Raw genomic sequence first — 18982 nt, forward strand, 5'->3', positions numbered from 1 at the left:
CGGCGCACCCTCTTCCGCTTCCTCGTCCGTCGGCGAGGACACAGGAACACGAGGAGCCGCGGGCGGGGGACGCGGGGGGGCCAGGGGTCCCGTGGGGGCGGGACCGGCCCCGCCCGTCCGGGGGGGGGCGGCCGGGCCCGAGGGGAGGTCCCCCGGCCCCGGCCCCGTACAGCGCTGTTCCCTCACTCCCCCACGTACGCCGCCAGGTGCTCGCCCGTGAGCGTGGAGCGGTCCGCGACCAGGTCGGCCGGGGTGCCCTCGAAGACGATCCGGCCGCCGTCGTGTCCGGCGCCGGGGCCGAGGTCGACGATCCAGTCGGCGTGCGCCATGACCGCCTGGTGGTGTTCGATGACGATCACCGACTTCCCGGAGTCCACCAGCCGGTCCAGCAGCCCGAGCAGCTGCTCCACGTCGGCCAGATGCAGACCGGTGGTCGGCTCGTCGAGCACGTACACACCGCCCTTCTCACCCATGTGGGTGGCGAGCTTCAACCGCTGGCGCTCACCGCCGGAGAGCGTGGTGAGCGGCTGGCCGAGGCTGAGGTAGCCGAGCCCGACGTCGGAGAGGCGGGTGAGGATCCTGTGGGCGGCGGGGGTGCGCGCCTCGCCCTCGGAGAAGAACGTCTCGGCCTCGTCCACCGACATCGCGAGCACCTGGCTGATGTCACGGCCGCCGAGGTGGTGGTCGAGGACCGAGGCTTCGAACCGCTTGCCCTCGCACTCCTCGCAGACGGTGGCGATGCCCGCCATCATCGCCAGGTCGGTGTAGAGGACACCTGCGCCCTTGCAGGTGGGGCAGGCGCCCTCGGAGTTGGCGCTGAACAGGGCGGGCTTCACGCCGTTGGCCTTGGCGAAGGCCTTGCGGATCGGGTCGAGGAGCCCGGTGTACGTCGCCGGGTTGCTGCGGCGGGAACCGCGGATCGCGGTCTGGTCGACGGAGACGACGTCCTCACCGGCGGGGATCGACCCGTGGATGAGCGAACTCTTGCCGGAGCCGGCGACCCCGGTGACCACGCAGAGCACCCCGAGCGGGATGTCCACGTCGACGTCCTTCAGGTTGTGCGTGGTGGCGCCGCGGATCTCCAGCGTGCCGGAGGGCGTGCGGACCTTCTCCTTGAGGACGGCCCGGTCGTCCAGGTGGCGGCCGGTGAGGGTCCCGCCCGCGCGCAGTCCGTCCACGGTGCCCTCGAAGCAGACGGTGCCGCCCGCGCTGCCGGCCCCGGGGCCGAGGTCGACGACGTGGTCCGCGATGGCGATCGTCTCCGGCTTGTGTTCCACGACGAGGACGGTGTTGCCCTTGTCCCGCAGCCGCAGGAGCAGGTCGTTCATCCGCTGGATGTCGTGCGGGTGCAGGCCGATGGTGGGCTCGTCGAAGACGTAGGTGACATCGGTGAGCGAGGAGCCGAGGTGGCGGATCATCTTGACGCGCTGCGCCTCACCGCCCGAGAGGGTGCCCGAGGGGCGGTCGAGCGAGAGATAGCCGAGACCGATCTCCACGAACGATTCGAGGGTGCCGAGCAGCGCGCCGAGCAGGGGTGCCACCGAGGGCTCGTCCAGCTCACGCACCCAGTCGGCCAGGTCGCTGATCTGCATGGCGCAGGCGTCGGCGATGGAGATCTTCCTGATCTTCGAGGACCGGGCGCCCTCGCTGAGCCGGGTGCCCTCGCACTCGGGACAGGTGGTGAAGGTGACCGCTCGCTCCACGAAGGCGCGGATGTGCGGCTGCATCGCCTCCCTGTCCTTGGAGAGGAACGACTTCTGGATCTTGGGGATGAGTCCTTCGAAGGTGAGGTTGACGCCCTCGACCTTCACCTTGGTGGGCTCCCGGTAGAGGAAGTCCTGCATCTCCTTCTTGGTGAACCTGCGGATCGGCTTGTCCGGGTCGAGGAACCCCGACTCGGCATAGGTCCGTACGGTCCACCAGCTGTCGGACTTCCAGCCGGGGATGGTGAACGCGCCCTCGGCGATCGACTTGGTGTCGTCGTACAGCTGGGTGAGGTCGATGTCGGAGACCGTGCCCCGGCCCTCGCAGCGGACGCACATGCCGCCGGTGCGGGTGAAGGTCTGCTTCTCCGTCTTGGTCCCGGCGCCGCGCTGGACGGTGATCGCGCCACTGGCCTTGACGGAGGCCACGTTGAAGGAGAACGCGTTGGGCGAGCCGATGTGGGGCTTGCCGAGCCGGCTGAAGAGGATGCGCAGCATCGCGTTGGCGTCGGTGGCGGTGCCGACGGTGGAACGGGGGTCGGCGCCCAGCCGCTGCTGGTCGACGATGATCGCCGTCGTCAGCCCTTCGAGGACGTCGACCTCGGGGCGGGCCTGCGTCGGCATGAAGCCCTGGACGAAGGCGCTGTAGGTCTCGTTGATCAGCCGCTGGGACTCCGCGGCGATCGTGTCGAAGACCAGGGAGCTCTTGCCGGAGCCGGAGACCCCGGTGAACACCGTCAGCCGGCGCTTGGGGATCTCGATGTCGACATCCTTGAGGTTGTTCTCGCGTGCCCCGTGCACACGGATCACTTCGTGGCTGTCGGCGACCGGCTGCGCAGCCGACTGCGATCCGGTCTTCCCGGCCTTGCTCATCGTCTCTCCATCTGTCGCACACACGTCGTCTCTGTCATCGCCCCGGTCCGGTTCCGACCCCGCTCGGCGGTCGGAACCGGTTCATCGGCGGGCGTCAGCCCTTGCGCGGCTGGTTGAAGCGCAGCATGTTCCCGGCGGGGTCGCGGAAGGCGCAGTCGCGGACACCGTACGGCTGGTCGATCGGCTCCTGGAGCACCTCTCCGCCGGCCGCGCGGATGCGTTCGAAGGTGGCGTCGACGTCGTCGGTGGAGAAGATCGCGCCGCGCAGCAGGCCCTTGGCGAGCAGCTCGGCCATGGCCTGCCTGTCGGCGGCCGGGGCGTTGGGGTCGGCGAGCGGCGGTTCGAGGACGATCTCCACGTCCGGCTGCGCCGGGGAGCCGACCGTCACCCAGCGCATCCCCTCGAACCCCACGTCGTTGCGGACCTCCAGACCGAGAACGTCCCGGTAGAAGGTGAGCGCCTTGTCGTGGTCGTCGACGGCGATGAAGGTCTGTGCGAGCTTGATTTCCATGCCCCTCACGCTACGGAGAGGCCGGAGGTTTTGCTTCTCCGTTCCTGACCGGTCTCGTGTGGACCTTGGCGACGCAGGCCGGGATGGCGGCGCCTTCCTCGTGCGGCCGGGCCCGGTACGCGCTGGGGCTCTCCCCGACCAGCTCGGTGAAACGGGAGCTGAAGGACCCCAGCGACGTACACCCGACCGCGAAGCAGACCCCGGTCACCGACAGGTCGCCCCTGCGCAGCAGCGCCTTGGCCCGCTCGATCCGGCGGGTCATGAGGTAGCTGTACGGGCTCTCGCCGTACGCGGCACGGAAACTGCGGGAGAAATGGCCGGGCGACATCAGCGCACCCCGCGCCAGCGCGGGCACGTCCAGCGGCTCCGCGTAGTCACGGTCCATCCGGTCGCGGGCCCGGCGCAACCGGACGAGATCCTCCAGCGTCACCCCGCCATCCTCCCACGGGCCCGACGGCTCGCGGCGTCAGGCCTTCGGGCATGACGCCGTCCGCGGGCGTCGGGCGGTGGGTGCCGCCACGCCGTCCGCGGTGTGAGGCGGTCCGAGCCCGCGCCTGCCCCGGCGCCCCGTCCCGGCGCACCCGCCCCCACGCCGAGCCCGGTCGCCACGGTGGCCCCGGCGAGTGCCCCCGCCTTGCGTGCGGAGCGCCGTGATACGGCCCGGCCGGTGTTCTGCCGGCGGCAGAACGGCGCGGGTGTCCCCCGGAGAGCGAAGTGACGGCGTGTTCGGGTCTCGTCACGCGAGGGCGCGGATCGCCTCGATGGTCCGGTCCACGCTGAGGGCCCCGTTCGCGCAGTCGCGCAGCAGGGCCGTCACCCGTTCGTCCTGGTACTCGCGCAGAGGCGCGGGTGGAGCCTCGGGGGCTGCGGCTCGGGCGATGTCGCCGCGGGTCAGGAGGTAGTCCGCCAGCGCGGCGCAGGAACGGTGCTGGAAGATGACGTCCGGCTTGACCGGAACGCCGAGGACCGTCCCGACCCGACGGGCCAGGCGCACGTAGATGATGGAGTTCAGGCCGAGCTGCCGGAACGACGCGTCCTCGTCGAAGCCCAGCGCCCCGTCACCGATCTCCGGCTGGAGGATCTCGCGTTTGATGCGCTCGATCAGGTCCCGGCGCGGGTCGGGCGCGGGCTCCGGCGCGGTGGTGATCCGGTCGATGAGTGAGGTGAGCACCTTCGATTCGCCCAGTTCCGTGAAGACCGACACGCCCGCGTCCCGGAGATACCGGATGCAGTCGGTCCAGCGGACGGGCTTGGCGATCTGCTCGGCAAGCAGTTCACGGACTTCCCCGGCTCCGGGACCGAACGGCCGGCCGGTCACGTTGGAGATGACCGGTGTCCGCAGTTCGCCCACCTCGACCGAGGCCAGCAGGGAGCGGAAGCGCTCGGCGGCCGGGGCCATCGCCGGCGCATGGAAGGGTCCGCTGACGCGGACCGGGACGAAGCCCCGGACACCCTCCACCTTCTCGAAGACCGGTCTGATCCGCGCCAGTTCCTCGCGGCTGCCGGAGAGCACGAACTGCTCGGGCGCGTTGTAGTTGGCGATGACGACGCCGGCGGCATCGTGCTGCCTCAGGGTCTCCTGGACGATCTGCTCGGAGAGACCGACGACCGCGGCCATCGCCCCGCCGCTGACCCGGCTCATCAGTTCCGCACGGCGTCGCACCAGCGTCAGGCCGGTTTCGAAGTCGAAGGCGCCGGCCGCGAGCAGGGCGCTGTACTCACCGAGGCTGTGGCCCGCGAAGAAGTCCGCGGGGGGCAGGTCCTCCCGCGCCGCCCACCAGTGCAGCGCGTTGACGACGTAGATCGCGGGCTGCGCGTACGCCGTATCGGACAGCCGTCGTTCCGGGTTCTCCAGACACAGCTCTTCGATCGGGTAGCCGAGCACCCGGTCGGCGCGGCGGCTGAGGTCGGGGAACCTTTTGAAGAGGCTCCGCCCCATCCCCTTCTTCTGGGTGCCCTGACCCGGGAACACGTGGCAGCGCATCAGATCCGCCCGCCTCCGAGGCCGGAACCGGCCGACCGCGCCGACCACTCGGGAAGCTCGACGATCCGGACCACGGCGCACGTCCAGGTGAAGCCCGCACCGACGCCGAGCAGCATGCAGAGGTCACCGACGTCCACGGCACGCTGCTCCACGAGGTGGCTGAGTCCGGCGATCTGGTCGCCCGCGCCGAGGTGGCCGACGGTGCGGCCCCAGGACCAGGTCGTGAGATCGAGGTCGATGTCGAGTGCCGCGAGGACCTCGCGCTGCAGCACGATGCGGCCGAAGTGCGGAACCACGAACCGGGCGATGTCCCCCAGACCTGTGCCCGCGTCGCGCAGGGCCCCGTCGACGCAGTCGCTCAGGCCTGCCCGGAACCGGCGGGTGAACTCGTCGAGTTCCACATCTCCCAGGTACTGCAGTTTGCGCAGGCGCAGATCGATGGGGAGCGCGGGGTCGTGGTGAGGCGTGAAGGGCGCGTCGCCGCGGTGCAGCCGCTCCAGGGTGGGGTCCGACACCGTGGAGGTGCTCAGGACCTGTGCGAACCCGGACCTCTTGCTGACCACCATCGCCGACGCGCCGTCGCCGGGGACGATGCCGATGTCGCTGTTCCAGCGGTCGATCGCCGGGAGGCTCACCTTGTCGGCGGTGGTCACCAGCGCCGCCACGTCGTCGGTGGCCGCGAGGGACCGTGCCGCGATGTCCAAGGCGGTCATGCAGCCGTTGGAGGCGTTCTTGACCTCGAAGGCGAGTGCCGAATGGTCCCCGAGCACCTCGCGGTGGATGTAGGAGGCCGTCGGGTAGAGCTCAAGGCCTTGGAAGTACACGCAGGCGTGCAGCAGCAGCGCGATGTCCTCGCCCCGGTGACCCGACCTTTCCAGGGCATCCCTGGCAGCGGCCACCGCCATCTCGGGCGGAGCTTCGTCCGTGGCCTCGCAGACCGACTCGAGCTGCGTGTCCTCGGCGTCCTGGGCGTCGAACCTGCCTTCGGCGACGGCCTGTTCGACCTTGGTCGCCGGGGGCAGATAGGTTGCGGTACCCGCGATGAACAGGGCCTCAGTCTTCACTTCTCGTTCCCTCGTGAGGTGGTGGTGTCATGGAGCAGGAGCCCGGTGATGGCCTCGGCGGTCGGGTAGTCGAAGACCAGGGTGGCGGGCAGCGTGGTGTTCAGTCGCTTGGCGAGGCGCTTGCGCAACTGGACCATGGTGAGCGAGTCGAGCCCGAGGGAACGCAGTGCCCGGTCGACCGGCACGCTGTCGGGTCCGGGCAGTCCGAGCACGTCGGCGACTTCGCTGCGGACGAGGTGCAGCAGCAGAGCCGGTCGTTCGGCTTCGGAGGCGTCCGCCATCCGCGCGTCGAGCGACTGCCCGGTCCCGGGAACTCCGGGCGCGCGCCCTTCGGTTGTGCGCTTGAGCATGCCGCGCAGCAAGGGCGGCGCTTCCGCATCACCGAGCGCGTGTCGCAGCGATGCCAGTTCCAGGCGTACGGGCATCAGCTGGGTTTCGGGCCGCGCGAGTGCGACGTCCAGGGCATGCAGGCCCTCGGCCAGGGTCAGGGCGCCGACCCCCTGACGCCGCAGGCGTCCCAGCTCGGCCTTGCCGAGGTGGGCGGTCATGCCCACTCCGGCCTGCTCCCAGAGCCCGAAAGCGAGGCTGAGTCCGGCAAGGCCCCGCTTGCGCCGGTTCGCCGCCAGGGCGTCCAGCGTCGCGTTGGCAGCCGCGTACCCGCCCTGTCCGGCTGTGCCCAGCGTTCCGGCCGCCGAGGAGAAGAGGACGAACGCGGCCAGGTCCAGCCGCTCGGTCAACTCGTCCAGCAGGCGCGCGCCCTGGACCTTGGGCGCCATCACCCGGTGCAGCCGCTCTGCGGTGTAGCCCTCCACGAGGCCGTCGTCGAGCACGCCGGCGAGGTGGAACACGGCCGTGAGGGGATGGCTCGGGTGGATCCCTTCCAGGACCGCGGCCACTGGGGCACGGTCCGTGATGTCGACCGCGACCAGGTCCACTCGCTCGGCGCCCGCGGCTTCGAGTTCCCGCACGAACGAGCCGGCTTCGGGGGTGCTGCCACCGCGCCGCGACAGCAGCACGAGCCGCCGCACCCCGTGCGCGCGGACCAGGTGGGCGGCGAGTTCGCTGCCGAGTTCGCCGAGTCCGCCGCTGATCAGCACCGTGCCGCGCGGATCGAGAGCGCGTGGCAGGGTCAGTACGGTCGTGCGTGCGGCGTTCTGCTGCGCGTGGCGCAGGGCGTACGGCGCTTCGCGTACGTCGAAGGCGGTGAACGATCCCTGGTCGTGCCTCAGTTCGGTGGCGGAGGGCCCAGCGGCCGCCTGGGCGAAGGTGAGGTTGGCGGGCATCGGCCTGAGGGTGGCGCCCTCCACCCGGATCTCCTTGCCGAGCGCGGCCCGCGCACGGCCCATGACCCGGTCACCGACGTGTACGGAGGTGACGCCGCTGCCTACCTCCATGACGGTTCCCGCGAATTCCAGGGCCTGTGCCTGCTCCGGGCTCATCCCGGCCGCCCGTACCTCGACGCGGACTTGCGACGGCGCGACCGGCCCCGGCTCGCCCTCGTCGTGCGTGGCGGCGATGACGTCCAACCGGCCGTCCTCCCGCTGACGCACGTGCCAGCTGCCTTCGTCCGGCAGGACGAGCGCGTCGACCTCCTCGACGGTCGGCCTCGCCCGTGGTACGTGGACGGTCCCGCCGCGCAGTACGCACTCCGGCTCGCCGCCGGTCCCGATCACACGCGCCAGGAGCGGGAAGTCCGGGGTACCGGGATCGAGGTCGATCAGGCGCAGGACGCGCTCCGGTTGTTCCGTGCGGGCCGTACGCACCATGCCCCACACGGCGGCGTGGGCCCAGTTCCGTACCTGGTCGTCAGGGCTCGACGACACCGCGTCCCGGGTGATCCAGACCAGCTCCGTGCCCTGGAGCCGGGCCTCACCCAGGCACACCCGCAGCGTCCGCAGCGCTTCGGCGGCGCTCCGTTCCGCTTCCTGCCCCTGGGCGGACGCGTGGTCGGGCAGCGCGAACAGCAGCCGCCGAGGCGCATCGGCCCGGCTGTCGAGCCGCTTCACGAGGGCGTCCAGGTCGGCTACGACGTCGGCGCCGAGCCCCGCGCCCAACTCCGCGTCACCGACCACGACAGTGCCCGCGGGGTCGGGGGTTTCGTCCTGGGGGTGTACGGGTTCGAAGCCGACGCGGTAGAGGTGCTCGGCGAACGCGTGTCCGCGGCGTCGGCCGCGCTGGAACTGCAGCCCACCGATCCGGGCCACCGGGTGGCCTGCCGGGTCGGCCAGCCGGACGGTGGCCGACGCGAGGTCCCCGTCTCCGCCGGACTCGTACGACACGCGCACGGTCAGTTCTCTGCCCGCGGCACGGAACAGCTCGACGTCCGACCAGATGAACGGGACGAGCGGACCGGGAGCCGCGCCCGCCTCCATCAGACCGGCGACGACGACCTGCAGGGCCGCGTCGAACAACGCCGGATGCAGGCCGTGTTCGCCCGGGTCCAGCTCGTCGGGGAGGGACACCCGGGCGTAGTAGACGCCGTCGCGGCAGGTGAGTTCGCGCAGTCCCCGGAACGCCGGTCCGTAGTCGAGCCCGTTGGCGAGGGCGCGTGCGTAGAAGGCCTGGACGTCGAGGGCGCGGGCATCGGGCACCGGCCGGTTGCCGAGGTCCGGCGGCACCGTGGCGTCGGCGCCCTCGCGGGTCACGCACTCTCCGGTCACATGCTGCTGCCAGACCAGCGGCTCGTCCGTGTCCTCGGGCTGGCTGTGCAACGTGAAGGGGCGCCGTCCGTGGCTGTCCGGATCACCGACGGTGGCCTGGATCCGCAGTGCGCGACCCGGAAGCAGAACCACCGGCTCCAGCAGCGTCAGGTCCGTCAGGGCGTCGGCGCCTGCGGTCCGCGCGGCGAACAGCGCGGCGTCGGTCAGGCCCGCGCCCGGCACGTAGACCTGCCCGCCGACGACGTGATCGGCCAGCCACGGGCCGTCGTCGAGCGAGAGCCGACCGGTGAACAGGTGGCCACCACCGCCTGCGAGCGTCGTGGCCGCATCGAACCAGGGGTGGCCGGACGTGGACTGACCGTCCGTCACCGCAGCGGGCCCGGCCGGAAGCTCCCCGAGCCAGAAGCGTCGGCGTTGGAACGCGTACGTCGGGATGTCGACCTTGTCGGCGCCACGGGCCCCCAGGACTCGCTCCCAGTCGAGAGGGAAGCCCCGTTCGAACAAGGTCGCGGCCGCTCGCCACAGCTGGTCCACGCCGCCCGAGGCGCCTTCGGAGGGCGGGCCGATCTCGACGAACGCTCCGAACCCCTGGCCGCGCAGCCGCTCCAGCACGTGGTCGAGCCCCCCGGACTCCTGCTCCGGCTCCGGCAGGTCACGCAACCAGTAGTCGCCGCCGAGCTCCGGGCCCGGCACGGCCTCGCCCGTGAGACGCGAGTAGAAGGGGACGGAGGTCCGGGCGGGAACCATCCCCGACATCGGATGGCCGACCGTGTTCCCCGACGACGAGCGGGCCCGCGTCGCGATGACGCGGGCACCGTCCGCCAGGCTCAACGCCCCGCTCACCACGGCGGCGGCGACCTCGCCCTGCGCGTCGCCCACCACCGCCGCCGGCTCCACACCCCAACTGCGCCACAGCGCCGCATGCCCGAGGTGGGTCGCGAACAGCGTGCACGGCAGCGCATCAGGGCTGTCCACGTGCTCCTCGCCGCGCAGCACCTTCAGCACGGACCAGCCGGTCAGCGGCGAGAGGACCGCGTCGCACTCCGCCACGGTGTCGCGGAACACCGCGCTCTGCTCCAGAAGTCGACTGCTCCCCCCGGGCGGCTGCGCGTCCTGGCCGCCGAAGACGAAGGCGACCTCGCCCAGCGCCGTGCCGGAGCCGGGCTCGATCGCCCGCAGGGCTTCGGCGGCACCCTCGGCGTCGCCCGCGAAGACCACGGCGCGGGCGTCGAAGTGCGTACGGCCGACGGCGGAGGTGTAGGCGATGTCCCTCATCGGCGCGGCGGGCCGTGCGTCGAGCCACTGGGCCCAGTGCGCGGCCTGCGCACGCAGAGCGGCCACGTCGGGGGCGGAGATCACCAACGGGTGGGCGAGATCGTCGCCGGACCGGTCCGCGACGACCATCTGGGGTGCTTCCCCGATCTGTGGTGCCTCTTCGATCTGTGGTGCCTCTTCGATGATGACGTGCGTGTTCGTGCCACTGATGCCGAAGGAGCTGATACCGGCGCGACGCACCCGCCGTGTCCGCGGCCACGGCCTCGGCTGCCGCAGAAGCTCCAGTTCGCCGCCGGTCCAGTCGATCCGGGTGTTCGGCTTCTCGGCGTGGAGCGTGCGGGGCAGCCGCTCGTGCTGGAGCGCCATCACCATCTTGATGACTCCGATGACGCCGGAGGCGGCCTGGGCGTGCCCGATGTTGGACTTGGCCGATCCCAGGTGCAGGGGTCGTACGCGGCCCGAGAACACCGCGGCAAGGGCACCGGCCTCGATGGGATCGCCGAGCACGGTGCCCGTGGCGTGCGCTTCGACGGCGTCGATGTCGGCCGGGGCCAGTCCCCCGTCGGACAGGGCGCTGCGGACCACGCGCTGCTGCGCGAGGCCGTTCGGCGCGGTGAGCCCCTGGCTGCGGCCGTCCTGGTTCATGGCGGTGCCCCGCACCACGGCCAGCACCCGGTCACCGTCGCGCCTCGCGTCCGAGAGCCGCTTGAGGACCAGGACACCGCAGCCTTCCGCCCAGCTCGTCCCGTCGGCGCCGTCGGCGAAGCTCTTGCAGCGGCCGTCGGCCGCGAGCCCGTCGAGGCGGCTGAACTCGACGAAGATCTGCGGGGTGCTCATCACGGTCACTCCCCCGGCGAACGCCAGGTCGCACTCGCCGCTGCGCAGCGCCTCGCACGCCAGGCGCAGGGCCACGAGCGAGGAGCTGCACGCGGTGTCGATGGTGAGCGCCGGCCCGGACAGGCCGAGTGTGTACGCCACCCGCCCGGAGATGAGGCTCGACCCGTTGCCCGTGATCTTGTAGCCGTCGCTGCTCCCGACGTCCCAGCGCCGGGCGACGTCGTAGTCCGAACTCATCGCGCCGAGGTAGACACCCGTGTTGCTGCCTTCCAGGGACGCGGAGCGCAGGTTGGCCCGCTCCAGTGCCTCCCATACGACTTCCAGCACGAGCCGCTGCTGCGGGTCCAGGGACAGCGCCTCACGCGGGCTGATCCCGAAGAACGCGGCGTCGAAGTCCTCGACGTCGCGTACGAAGCCGCCCTTGCGCTCGAAGCGTCTGCCGGTGGCGGCCCGCTCCGTCTCCTCGATCGTGCCGAGATCCCACCCGTCCCAGCGCCGCGGGAACGGGGAGGAGGCTTCGCGGCCGTCGGCGAGCAGTTCCCAGAACGCTTCGGGTGTGTCGATTCCGTCCGGAAGCCGACAGGCCATCGACACGATCACGACCGGGTCGTCAGCGTCGGGCCGCACGGGCACCGCGGCGACGGCGGGCGGGGCCTTCGGAGCCTCGTACTGCGCATCGGCGTGCGTCAGCAGCAGGTTCGCGATCGCTTGCGGTGTGGGGTAGTCGAAGGCGAGCACCGTGGGCAGCGGGACCCGTGTCCGTGCGCTGAGCCGGTTCCGCAGCTCGACCACCATGAGGGAGTCGAAACCCTGTTCGCGCAGCGTCAGGTCCGGGCGGACGCCGTCCACGGGTCGGCCGAGCAGTGCCGCGGCCTCCTCCTTGACGAGTGCGACCAGGGATCCGGGACGCTCGGATGCGGGCAGCGCCATCACGTCCTCGCGCCACGAGGCCGTGCTGACGGCCGGGACCGCGTCGTCGTGTTCGTCCAGCCAGTAGCTGCGGTGGTCGAACGCGTACGTCGGAAGGTCCGCCCTGTTCACGTCCGAGGTCGACAACACACGCTCCCAGGGGACCGGGACCCCTTGGACGTGCAGCTCCGCCAGCCCTCGCAGCGCCTGCTCGACCCCGCCGTGGCCACGGCGCAGGCTGCCCACCACGACGGCCGCCCCGTCGGCTTCGGTTCCCTGTACCAGGGCTATCTGGAGCACCGGATGCGGACTGACCTCGACGAAGGTCGCGAACCCGTCCGCTCGCAGACGTTCCAGCGCTCGGTCGAAGCGGACCGGCTCGCGCAGGTTGCGGCACCAGTAGTCCGCGTCGAGCTCCGGCCCGGCCGCCCGCTCCCCCGTCACGCTCGAATAGAAGGCGACCCCTGCGTGCGCGGGGGCAAGGCCCGTGAGCTGCTCGCGCAGGGCCGGCAGCAGCGCATCCATGTGCGGGCTGTGCGAGGCGTAGTCCACGTCCACGCGCTGGCAGTACGCGCCGGTGGCCTCCATCCGCGCGAGGAAACGGTCCACCGCCTCGGTGTCTCCGGCCACGACGGTCGATCGCGCGGTGTTCACCACCGCGACGGACAGCGCCTCGCCGCAGGCCGCCAGCTCCTCGGTGACCTGGCCCACCGGGCGCTCCACGAGCCCCATCGCCCCGTCCGGCGCGTGGTCGTGCACGGCCCGGGCGCGCAACGCCACGATGCGGGCGCCGTCCGCCAGGCTCAACGCCCCGCTGACGACGGCCGCGGCCACCTCACCCTGGCTGTGGCCGACGACCGCTGAGGGCTCGACACCCCAGGCACGCCACATCGCGGCGAGACCGACATACATCGCGAACAGCGCCGGCTGCACCACGTCCGTACGCGTGAAGGAGGGCGGGGTACCGTCCCGCCCCCGCACGATCGCGGCGACCGAGAACCCGGTGTGCGGGGCGAGGGCCTCGTCGCAGGCCGTCACGGCCTCGCGGAAGGCGTCGTTCTGCTCCCACAGCGACCGGCCCATCCCCCACCACTGGGCGCCCTGGCCGGGGAAGACGAACGCGACGCGGCCGCGCTCGGCAGCCGCGCCCGTCACCACCGCGTCGTGGCTCTCGTCGGCGGCGAGCGCCCGAAGACCGGCCACCGCCTCGTCCGTCGTACCGGCGATCACCACGCCACGCGTGGGGTGCTGGGTGCGGGTCGTCGCCAGCGAGTGCGCCACGTCGGACAGCCTCGTCCCGGGCGACTGCCGGAGGTGGCCGGCCAGCCGTGCGGCGTTGCGCGCGAGCGCGTTCGGGCTCGTGCCGGACACCGCGAGGCAGACCGGACCGCCCGCGTCCGGTGCGCCCGGCACCAGCGTGCTCTCGGGCGCCTCACCGAGGGCGACATGGGCGTTGGTGCCGCCGTATCCGAAGCTGCTCACCCCCGCGAACCGCGGCCCGTGCGGCCACGAGGCCGCCTCGGTGACCACGTCCAGCCGTTCGGCGGAGAAGTCGATGCGCGGGTTCGGTGTGCGGAAGTGCAGGCTCGGCGGAAGGACGCCGTGGTGCACCGCCAGCGCGGCCTTGACGAGCCCGAGCACGCCGGCCGCCGCTTCGAGATGGCCGAAGTTCGTCTTCGCGGAGCCGATGCGCAGCGGCGCGGGCCGGTCGGGCCCGAACACGGTGCCGAGCGCGCCCGCCTCCGTCACGTCGCCCAGGGGCGTGCCCGTGCCGTGCGCCTCGACGTAGGACACCGATGACGGTGCGACCCCGGCGTTCTCCCACGCCGACCGCAGCACCTCTGTCTGCGCCTCGTGGCCGGGGGCGGTCAGTCCGTCCGTCGCGCCGTCGTTGTTGACGGCGCTGCCGAGCACCAGTGCGTAGACGCGGTCGCCGTCGGCGAGCGCATCGGACAGCCGACGCAGCGCGACCACCGCGCAGCCCTCGCCCCGGGCGTAGCCGTCGCCGTCGGCGTCGAAGGCCCGGCACAGGCCGTCAGGGCTCTGGGTGCCGAGTCTCGTCATGGCCACCGAGGTGTTCGGATGCAGCATCAGGTTGACGCCACCGGCGAGGGCGAAGTCCGACTCGCCGGAGCGCAGGCTCTGCACGGCGAGGTGCACCGCGACCAGGGAGGAGCTGGACGCGGTCGCCACACCCATCGCGGGGCCGCGCAGCCCCAGCGCGTACGCGATGCGGGACGGGATCACCGAGGTGTCCCAGCCGATGGCCGAGTGGGCGTGGATCGCCTCGGTGGCGCCCTGCGTGAACAGCGGGTACTCCTGCCACATCGCACCCATGAAGACGCCGGTGCGGGTGCCCGCGAGGCTCTCGGTGGAGCGCCGCGCGTCCTCGACGGCGGCACACGCCACCTCCAGGGCGATCCGCTGCTGCGGGTCCATCTGCCGTGCCTCGGCCGGGGGGATACCGAAGTACTCCGCGTCGAATCCGGTGACGTCGTCGAGGAATCCGCCCCGGCGGTTCGCCGCCGCGCCGGACGCCTCCGCGTCGGCCCATGCGGGGGCGTTCCACCGGTCGGCCGGCACCTGGCGCACCGCGTCGACGCCGTCGAGCAGCGCCTGCCAGAGCGCGGCCGGGTCCTCGATCCGGGCCGGCAGCCGGCAGCCGATGCCGACGATCGCCACCGGCTCGTGGCGGCCGTCCGTCCGGGCGGCGGTCAGGTCAGACACAGGTGGCCCCGATCTCGTCGGGCGCGTAGAGCGCCAGGCAGGTCTCCTCGATCGCGGCGAGCGGCCCCGCGTCGTTCAGGATCGTCATGTGGTTCGCGGCGTCGATCTCCACCAGGCGGAGGCCCGGGAGCTCACGCTCCCAGTCCTGCCGGTAGTTCACGTGGTCGAGGGAGAAGGTCTCGCCCGCGACCTGGAAGTAGGGTTCGACCTCGCCCAGGAAGAGCCCGCGCCGGTTGCGGAAGTAGGTGCACACCACGGCTTCCGGCCGCGGCAGGGGCCTGATGGTGTGCTCTCCGAGCCGGTAGGCGAGCTGGATCGCCATGGTGCGTCTGACGAACCGCGCGGTCCGGTCAGGTCTCATGGCCAGCCCGCGCTCGGCCGCCAGCTCCGCGAGCCGCAGGACGAACGCGTCCTCGTCCAGCTCTTCCGCGACCTCGTCCCGGTGGACGAGACTGGCCCGCAGGGCCGCCGGGTCCTTCTCCCCCGCCGGCCAGAGCAGGGAGTTGACGACCTGGAGGGCCGCGCTCCGCGCCGACTGGAACCCGTTCGCGTTCGCCTTCGCCAGGCCGGTCTCGTCCGGCGAGTCCACCATCGTCAGCGACGCCGCGTCCTGGCCCTGCGCCTGCAGCCGCCGGGTCACTTCATAGGCGACGATGCCACCGAGGCAGAATCCGCCGACGTCGTACGGCCCTTCGGGCTGCACCGAGCGGATGACCTCGGTGTAGTACTCGGCCATGGCCGTGACGCCCTCGATCGGGGGGTCCTCGGTCAGCAGGCCGCGGGCCTGGATGCCGTAGAACGGGCGGTCGATCCGCCCGGCGATCGTACGGTAGGACTCGACGCCGGCCAGGGCGCCGTGGATCCAGAAGACCGGCCTGCCCTCGGTCGCACCGTTGAGGCGCACCAGCTCCGGGGCCGACGCGTGTGTGGAGCGGGCCTCCGCTTCGGACAGCCTCGCGACCACGTCGTTCAACGTGTCGTGCGGCTGCCACCATTCCGGCCGGAATCCCGGGAACACACTGCTGATCCGGCCCAGCATCGCGACCAGCAGCAGGGAGTTGAGACCGTAGTCCGCGAGCGACCTCGTGCCGTCGATCTCGTGGCGCGGCAGGCCCAGCACCGAGGCGACGAGGTCGGCGACGAAGGCTTCGCGGTCCTCGCCGTGGGGAGTGCCGACGCCTGTGTGCGCGGCCTGATCCGGCCGCGGCGTCTGCTCGGCGAAACAGCTCAGCCGGGCGAAGGGGTACCCGGGCAGGGGGATCCGCCTGCGTCGGGCGCCGCGATGCATCAGGTCCCAGTCGACGGACGTGCCGGCGACCCAGTGTTCCGCCACGTCGTCCAGCCGCGTCGGGTTCCCGTCGTGGCCGGCTTCGGCAGCGGGATCGACGCCGTCGGTGAACGCCACGCGGGCGAGCGTGTCCGGGTCCTCGTCGAGCCAACCGCCCAGCATGCGAGCGGCCTCCTCGGTGCTCCGGGCCACGAAGGCCAGTCGGCAGCTCATCGCTTCCCGGCCGACCTGCAACGTGTACGCGATGTCCGCCCAGGAGCGCGGATCGGCTTCGGCGAGCCGGTGCGTCAGCCGGCGCGCCCGCTCGCGCAGGGCGTCGACGCTCCGCGCCGAGAGCACGAGGACCTGCGCACCCGGGTCGTCGTCCGGGAGCGCGGGGGCGATGTGCTGTTCCAGCACCACATGCGCGTTCACGCCGCCGATTCCGAAGCTGTGCATGCCCGCGCGGCGCGGCAGCGGACGGCCGACGGCGTCGGTGCGCTCGGGCCAGGGCAGGTTCCGCTCGGCGATGCGCAGCCGCGTCCCCTTGAGGGAGAGGTCGGGATGGAGCCGCCCGAAGCCCGGGAGCGCCGGAATCACACCGTGCCGCATGGCCTGCGCGGTCTTCACCAGCGCGGCCAGGCCGGAGACGACCTCGGTGTGCCCGATGCAGGGCTTCACGCTGCCCAGATACGTCACATCCTCGCTCTCGTCCTCCGTACGGTGTCCGGCGCCGAGTGCCGCCAGCTCCGCGCTGTCCGCCAGCATCGAACTCATGCCGTGGGCCTCGATGTAGTCCGCGGCGCCCGGATCGATCGCGGCATCGGCGTGGGCGTGCGCGACGGCTGTCTTCATGCCCCTGATGTTCGGTGCCGTGAAGGACACGCCCCTCCCGCCGTGGGCCACGCCGGTGCCGCGCACGACGCAGTGGACGAAGTCCCCGTCCTCCAGGGCCCGGCGCAGTGGTTTGACCAGTACGGCGGCGACGCCCTCGCTGCGCACCGTACCGTCGGCGCCCTCCTGGAACGGCCGGACGTCGCCGCCCGGGCTGAGCATCCCGGCGGCCCGCATCCCGCCGAAACCGGCGGGCGACATCACCAGGTTCACCCCGCCGACGATCGCCTGCTCGCACTCGCCGTCGCGGATGGAGCGGATCGCCCGGTGCAGGGCCACGAAGGAGGACGAGCACGTCGTGTCGCACTGCTCGCTGGGGCCGTTGAGGTCGAGCAGGTACGAGATCCGGTTGGGCAGCGTCGCGGGAGACGGGAGGCTCAGCAAGTCCATGGCCGCGGGCCGGTATTCGCTCTGCGTCGTGGCGACGAAGACGCCCGTGGGCCGGCTCCGCAGCTCGGTCGCCCGGTAGCCCGCGTCCTCCACGGCGTTCCACGAGGCCATCAGCAGCAGGCGCAGCTCCGGCGTCACCTGGCGCGCCTCGGTCATCGACATGCGGAAGAAGAGCGGGTCGAATTCATGGACCCCGTCGAGGAATCCGCCCCGCAGCGCGGCGGCCTCGTCGCCGTGGCCCGCCCAGTCGGCACGCTCTTGGGGCGGTGCGGTGATGCACCGTCTGCCCTGCTCGACGATCCGCCAGAACTCGTCGACGTCGTCGGCGCCGGGGAAGCGTGCGGACATGCCGACGACCGCCATGCCGTCGAGCGCGGCCTCGTCCCGCTCGGGCTGCGGTCGAGGTCGCACGGGGCCGGACGCCTCCTTTGGCGGTGCGGGCTCCGGCGGCAGAACGTCCCGCAGCTCCTCGGCGTACTCGGAGACGATGAACTCGCCCAATTCCGCCAGGGTGTTGTGCTCGAACAGCACCGTGATGTCGAGGTCGATGCCGAGCGTCCCGCCGAGGGTCCGGGCCACGTTCACCGCGAAGATGGAATCGAGCCCGTAGTTCGAGAAGGGCTCGTCCCGCGCGATCCTCGTCCGCGGGATGTCCAGCGCCTCTGCCAGCACATCGAGCGCGACCGCCTCGATGCGGGCGCGCAGCCCGTCTCCGGGCTCGCTCCCGGCGCTGTGTCCGGCCACGGTCGGCGCCGGACTCTCTGGCACCGCCTCCACGTGGGGCAGGGACGGGCGCAGCACGGCCGTCGCCTGTCGTACGACGCCGTCGCTCTCGGCCACGATGATCTGCTGTCCCAGGTCCTCGGCGTCCCGCGCGGGCAGAACGATCGCGCGAAACCCCTCCTGCGTCAGGACGTTCCGCCAGTGCGCCGTGGACAGCAACGGGCTGCCCTGGATCCGCAGGTGCGGGTCCTCGTAGCGCCACCATCCGTCGAGCAGGCCGAACGAGAACTGGCTGAGCAGGTTGTTCGCGGTCAGCTCGTTCAGGACCAGCAGTCCGCCGGGCCGGAGCAGCGCCTTGGCGTTGCGCAGGGTGTGGCGGATGTCCCGGGTCGCGTGCAGGACGTTGGCGGCGACCACGGCGTCGTACCCGCCGAGGGTGAGCCCCTGGTCCGCCACCGGGTGCTCGATGTCCAGGATTCCGTAGGTCAGCCAGGGGTTCTCCGCACCGAACGAACGCTCCGCGTGGTTGAGGAAGGCCCTTGATATGTCGGTGTAGCGGTACTCGCGCACGTCCAGCCGCGCGGACCGCAGCGCCTCCAGGACGACGGCGCTCGTGGCACCCGTACCGGCGCCGATCTCCAGGATCCGCGCTCCGTCCGCCGTCCGGTCCCCTGCCCGCCGTCGCAGCCGCGCCACCAGGTCGGCGGCCAGCACCTGGTTGAAGAACGCGGACGCCGGATTGGTCGCGTAGGCGTGTCGCACCAGCTCCAGCGATCCGCCGGGGAAGATGACCTCGGTGGCCGACCGCCGTCCGCTGAGGATGTCGGGGAAGGCGCGTAAGGCGGTCTCCACCAGGAGGTGGGTGGCCGCGAGGTCCGGATTCCCCTGCCACGCGGGTTTCTCCGTCTCCCATTCGCGCCACAGCTGCTCGATCGACCGGTGCGGCCTGGCATCGTCGAGCAGGATCCTGCCGTCCCGCCGGTCGATGTAGCCGGCCCCCTCGAAGATGCGCAGGCACTCGTCGAACCAGGCACCGTAGCCCGGCGCGAGGCCTGCCGACTCCCGTGCGGCCTCCGGAGTCTGCCCGGACGCACGGAACGCGCCGAGGGTGCGCAGATGGGACCAGAGAAAGTCGAGCAGCAGCTGTTTCATGATCAGTCCCTTC

At 71.9% G+C, this 18982-nt stretch carries 7 protein-coding genes; all 7 read right to left on the reverse strand.

From position 1 onward, the window contains the following. Positions 1 to 182: 182 nt before the first annotated feature. Positions 183 to 2576 (reverse strand): ATP-binding cassette domain-containing protein, encoded by a 2394-nt coding sequence (locus tag AC0682_RS25805; RefSeq protein ID WP_478535388.1) that lies wholly within the window; start codon positions 2574 to 2576, stop codon positions 183 to 185. A 94-nt stretch (positions 2577 to 2670) separates the two neighbouring features. Continuing rightward, positions 2671 to 3087: a VOC family protein gene (locus tag AC0682_RS25810; RefSeq protein WP_478535389.1), complete on the reverse strand. Its 417-nt coding sequence runs from the start codon at positions 3085 to 3087 to the stop codon at positions 2671 to 2673. A 10-nt stretch (positions 3088 to 3097) separates the two neighbouring features. Beyond that, a complete protein-coding gene (locus AC0682_RS25815) occupies positions 3098 to 3517 on the reverse strand; it encodes a helix-turn-helix transcriptional regulator (protein WP_478535391.1) in 420 nt (139 codons plus the stop codon). Positions 3518 to 3823: 306 nt separating this feature from the next. Further along, the gene (gene fabD, locus AC0682_RS25820; protein WP_478535392.1) at positions 3824 to 5071 is read right to left on the reverse strand and encodes an ACP S-malonyltransferase; all 1248 of its coding nucleotides are present in this window, start codon (positions 5069 to 5071) and stop codon (positions 3824 to 3826) included. Beyond that, positions 5071 to 6135, reverse strand: a complete 1065-nt coding sequence (locus AC0682_RS25825; protein WP_478535393.1) for a ketoacyl-ACP synthase III family protein — start codon at positions 6133 to 6135, stop codon at positions 5071 to 5073. The genes fabD and AC0682_RS25825 overlap by 1 nt, the downstream gene beginning before the upstream one ends. Next, positions 6132 to 14543, reverse strand: coding sequence for a type I polyketide synthase (locus tag AC0682_RS25830; protein WP_478535394.1), 8412 nt, complete (start codon positions 14541 to 14543; stop codon positions 6132 to 6134). The genes AC0682_RS25825 and AC0682_RS25830 overlap by 4 nt, the downstream gene beginning before the upstream one ends. Continuing rightward, the gene (locus AC0682_RS25835) at positions 14536 to 18969 is read right to left on the reverse strand and encodes a beta-ketoacyl synthase N-terminal-like domain-containing protein (RefSeq protein WP_478535396.1); all 4434 of its coding nucleotides are present in this window, start codon (positions 18967 to 18969) and stop codon (positions 14536 to 14538) included. Before AC0682_RS25835 ends, AC0682_RS25830 begins: the two co-directional genes overlap by 8 nt. Positions 18970 to 18982: the final 13 nt, after the last annotated feature.

Source organism: Streptomyces sp. NPDC043746, from assembly GCF_056436485.1.

Excerpts from the sequence above, each read along its gene's own strand:
- AC0682_RS25805 (WP_478535388.1), bottom strand. The coding sequence starts at position 2,576 with ATGAGCAAGGCCGGGAAGACCGGATCGCAGTCGGCTGCGCAGCCGGTC.
- AC0682_RS25810 (WP_478535389.1), bottom strand. The coding sequence starts at position 3,087 with ATGGAAATCAAGCTCGCACAGACCTTCATCGCCGTCGACGACCACGAC.
- fabD (WP_478535392.1), bottom strand. The coding sequence starts at position 5,071 with ATGCGCTGCCACGTGTTCCCGGGTCAGGGCACCCAGAAGAAGGGGATG.
- AC0682_RS25835 (WP_478535396.1), bottom strand. The coding sequence starts at position 18,969 with ATGAAACAGCTGCTGCTCGACTTTCTCTGGTCCCATCTGCGCACCCTC.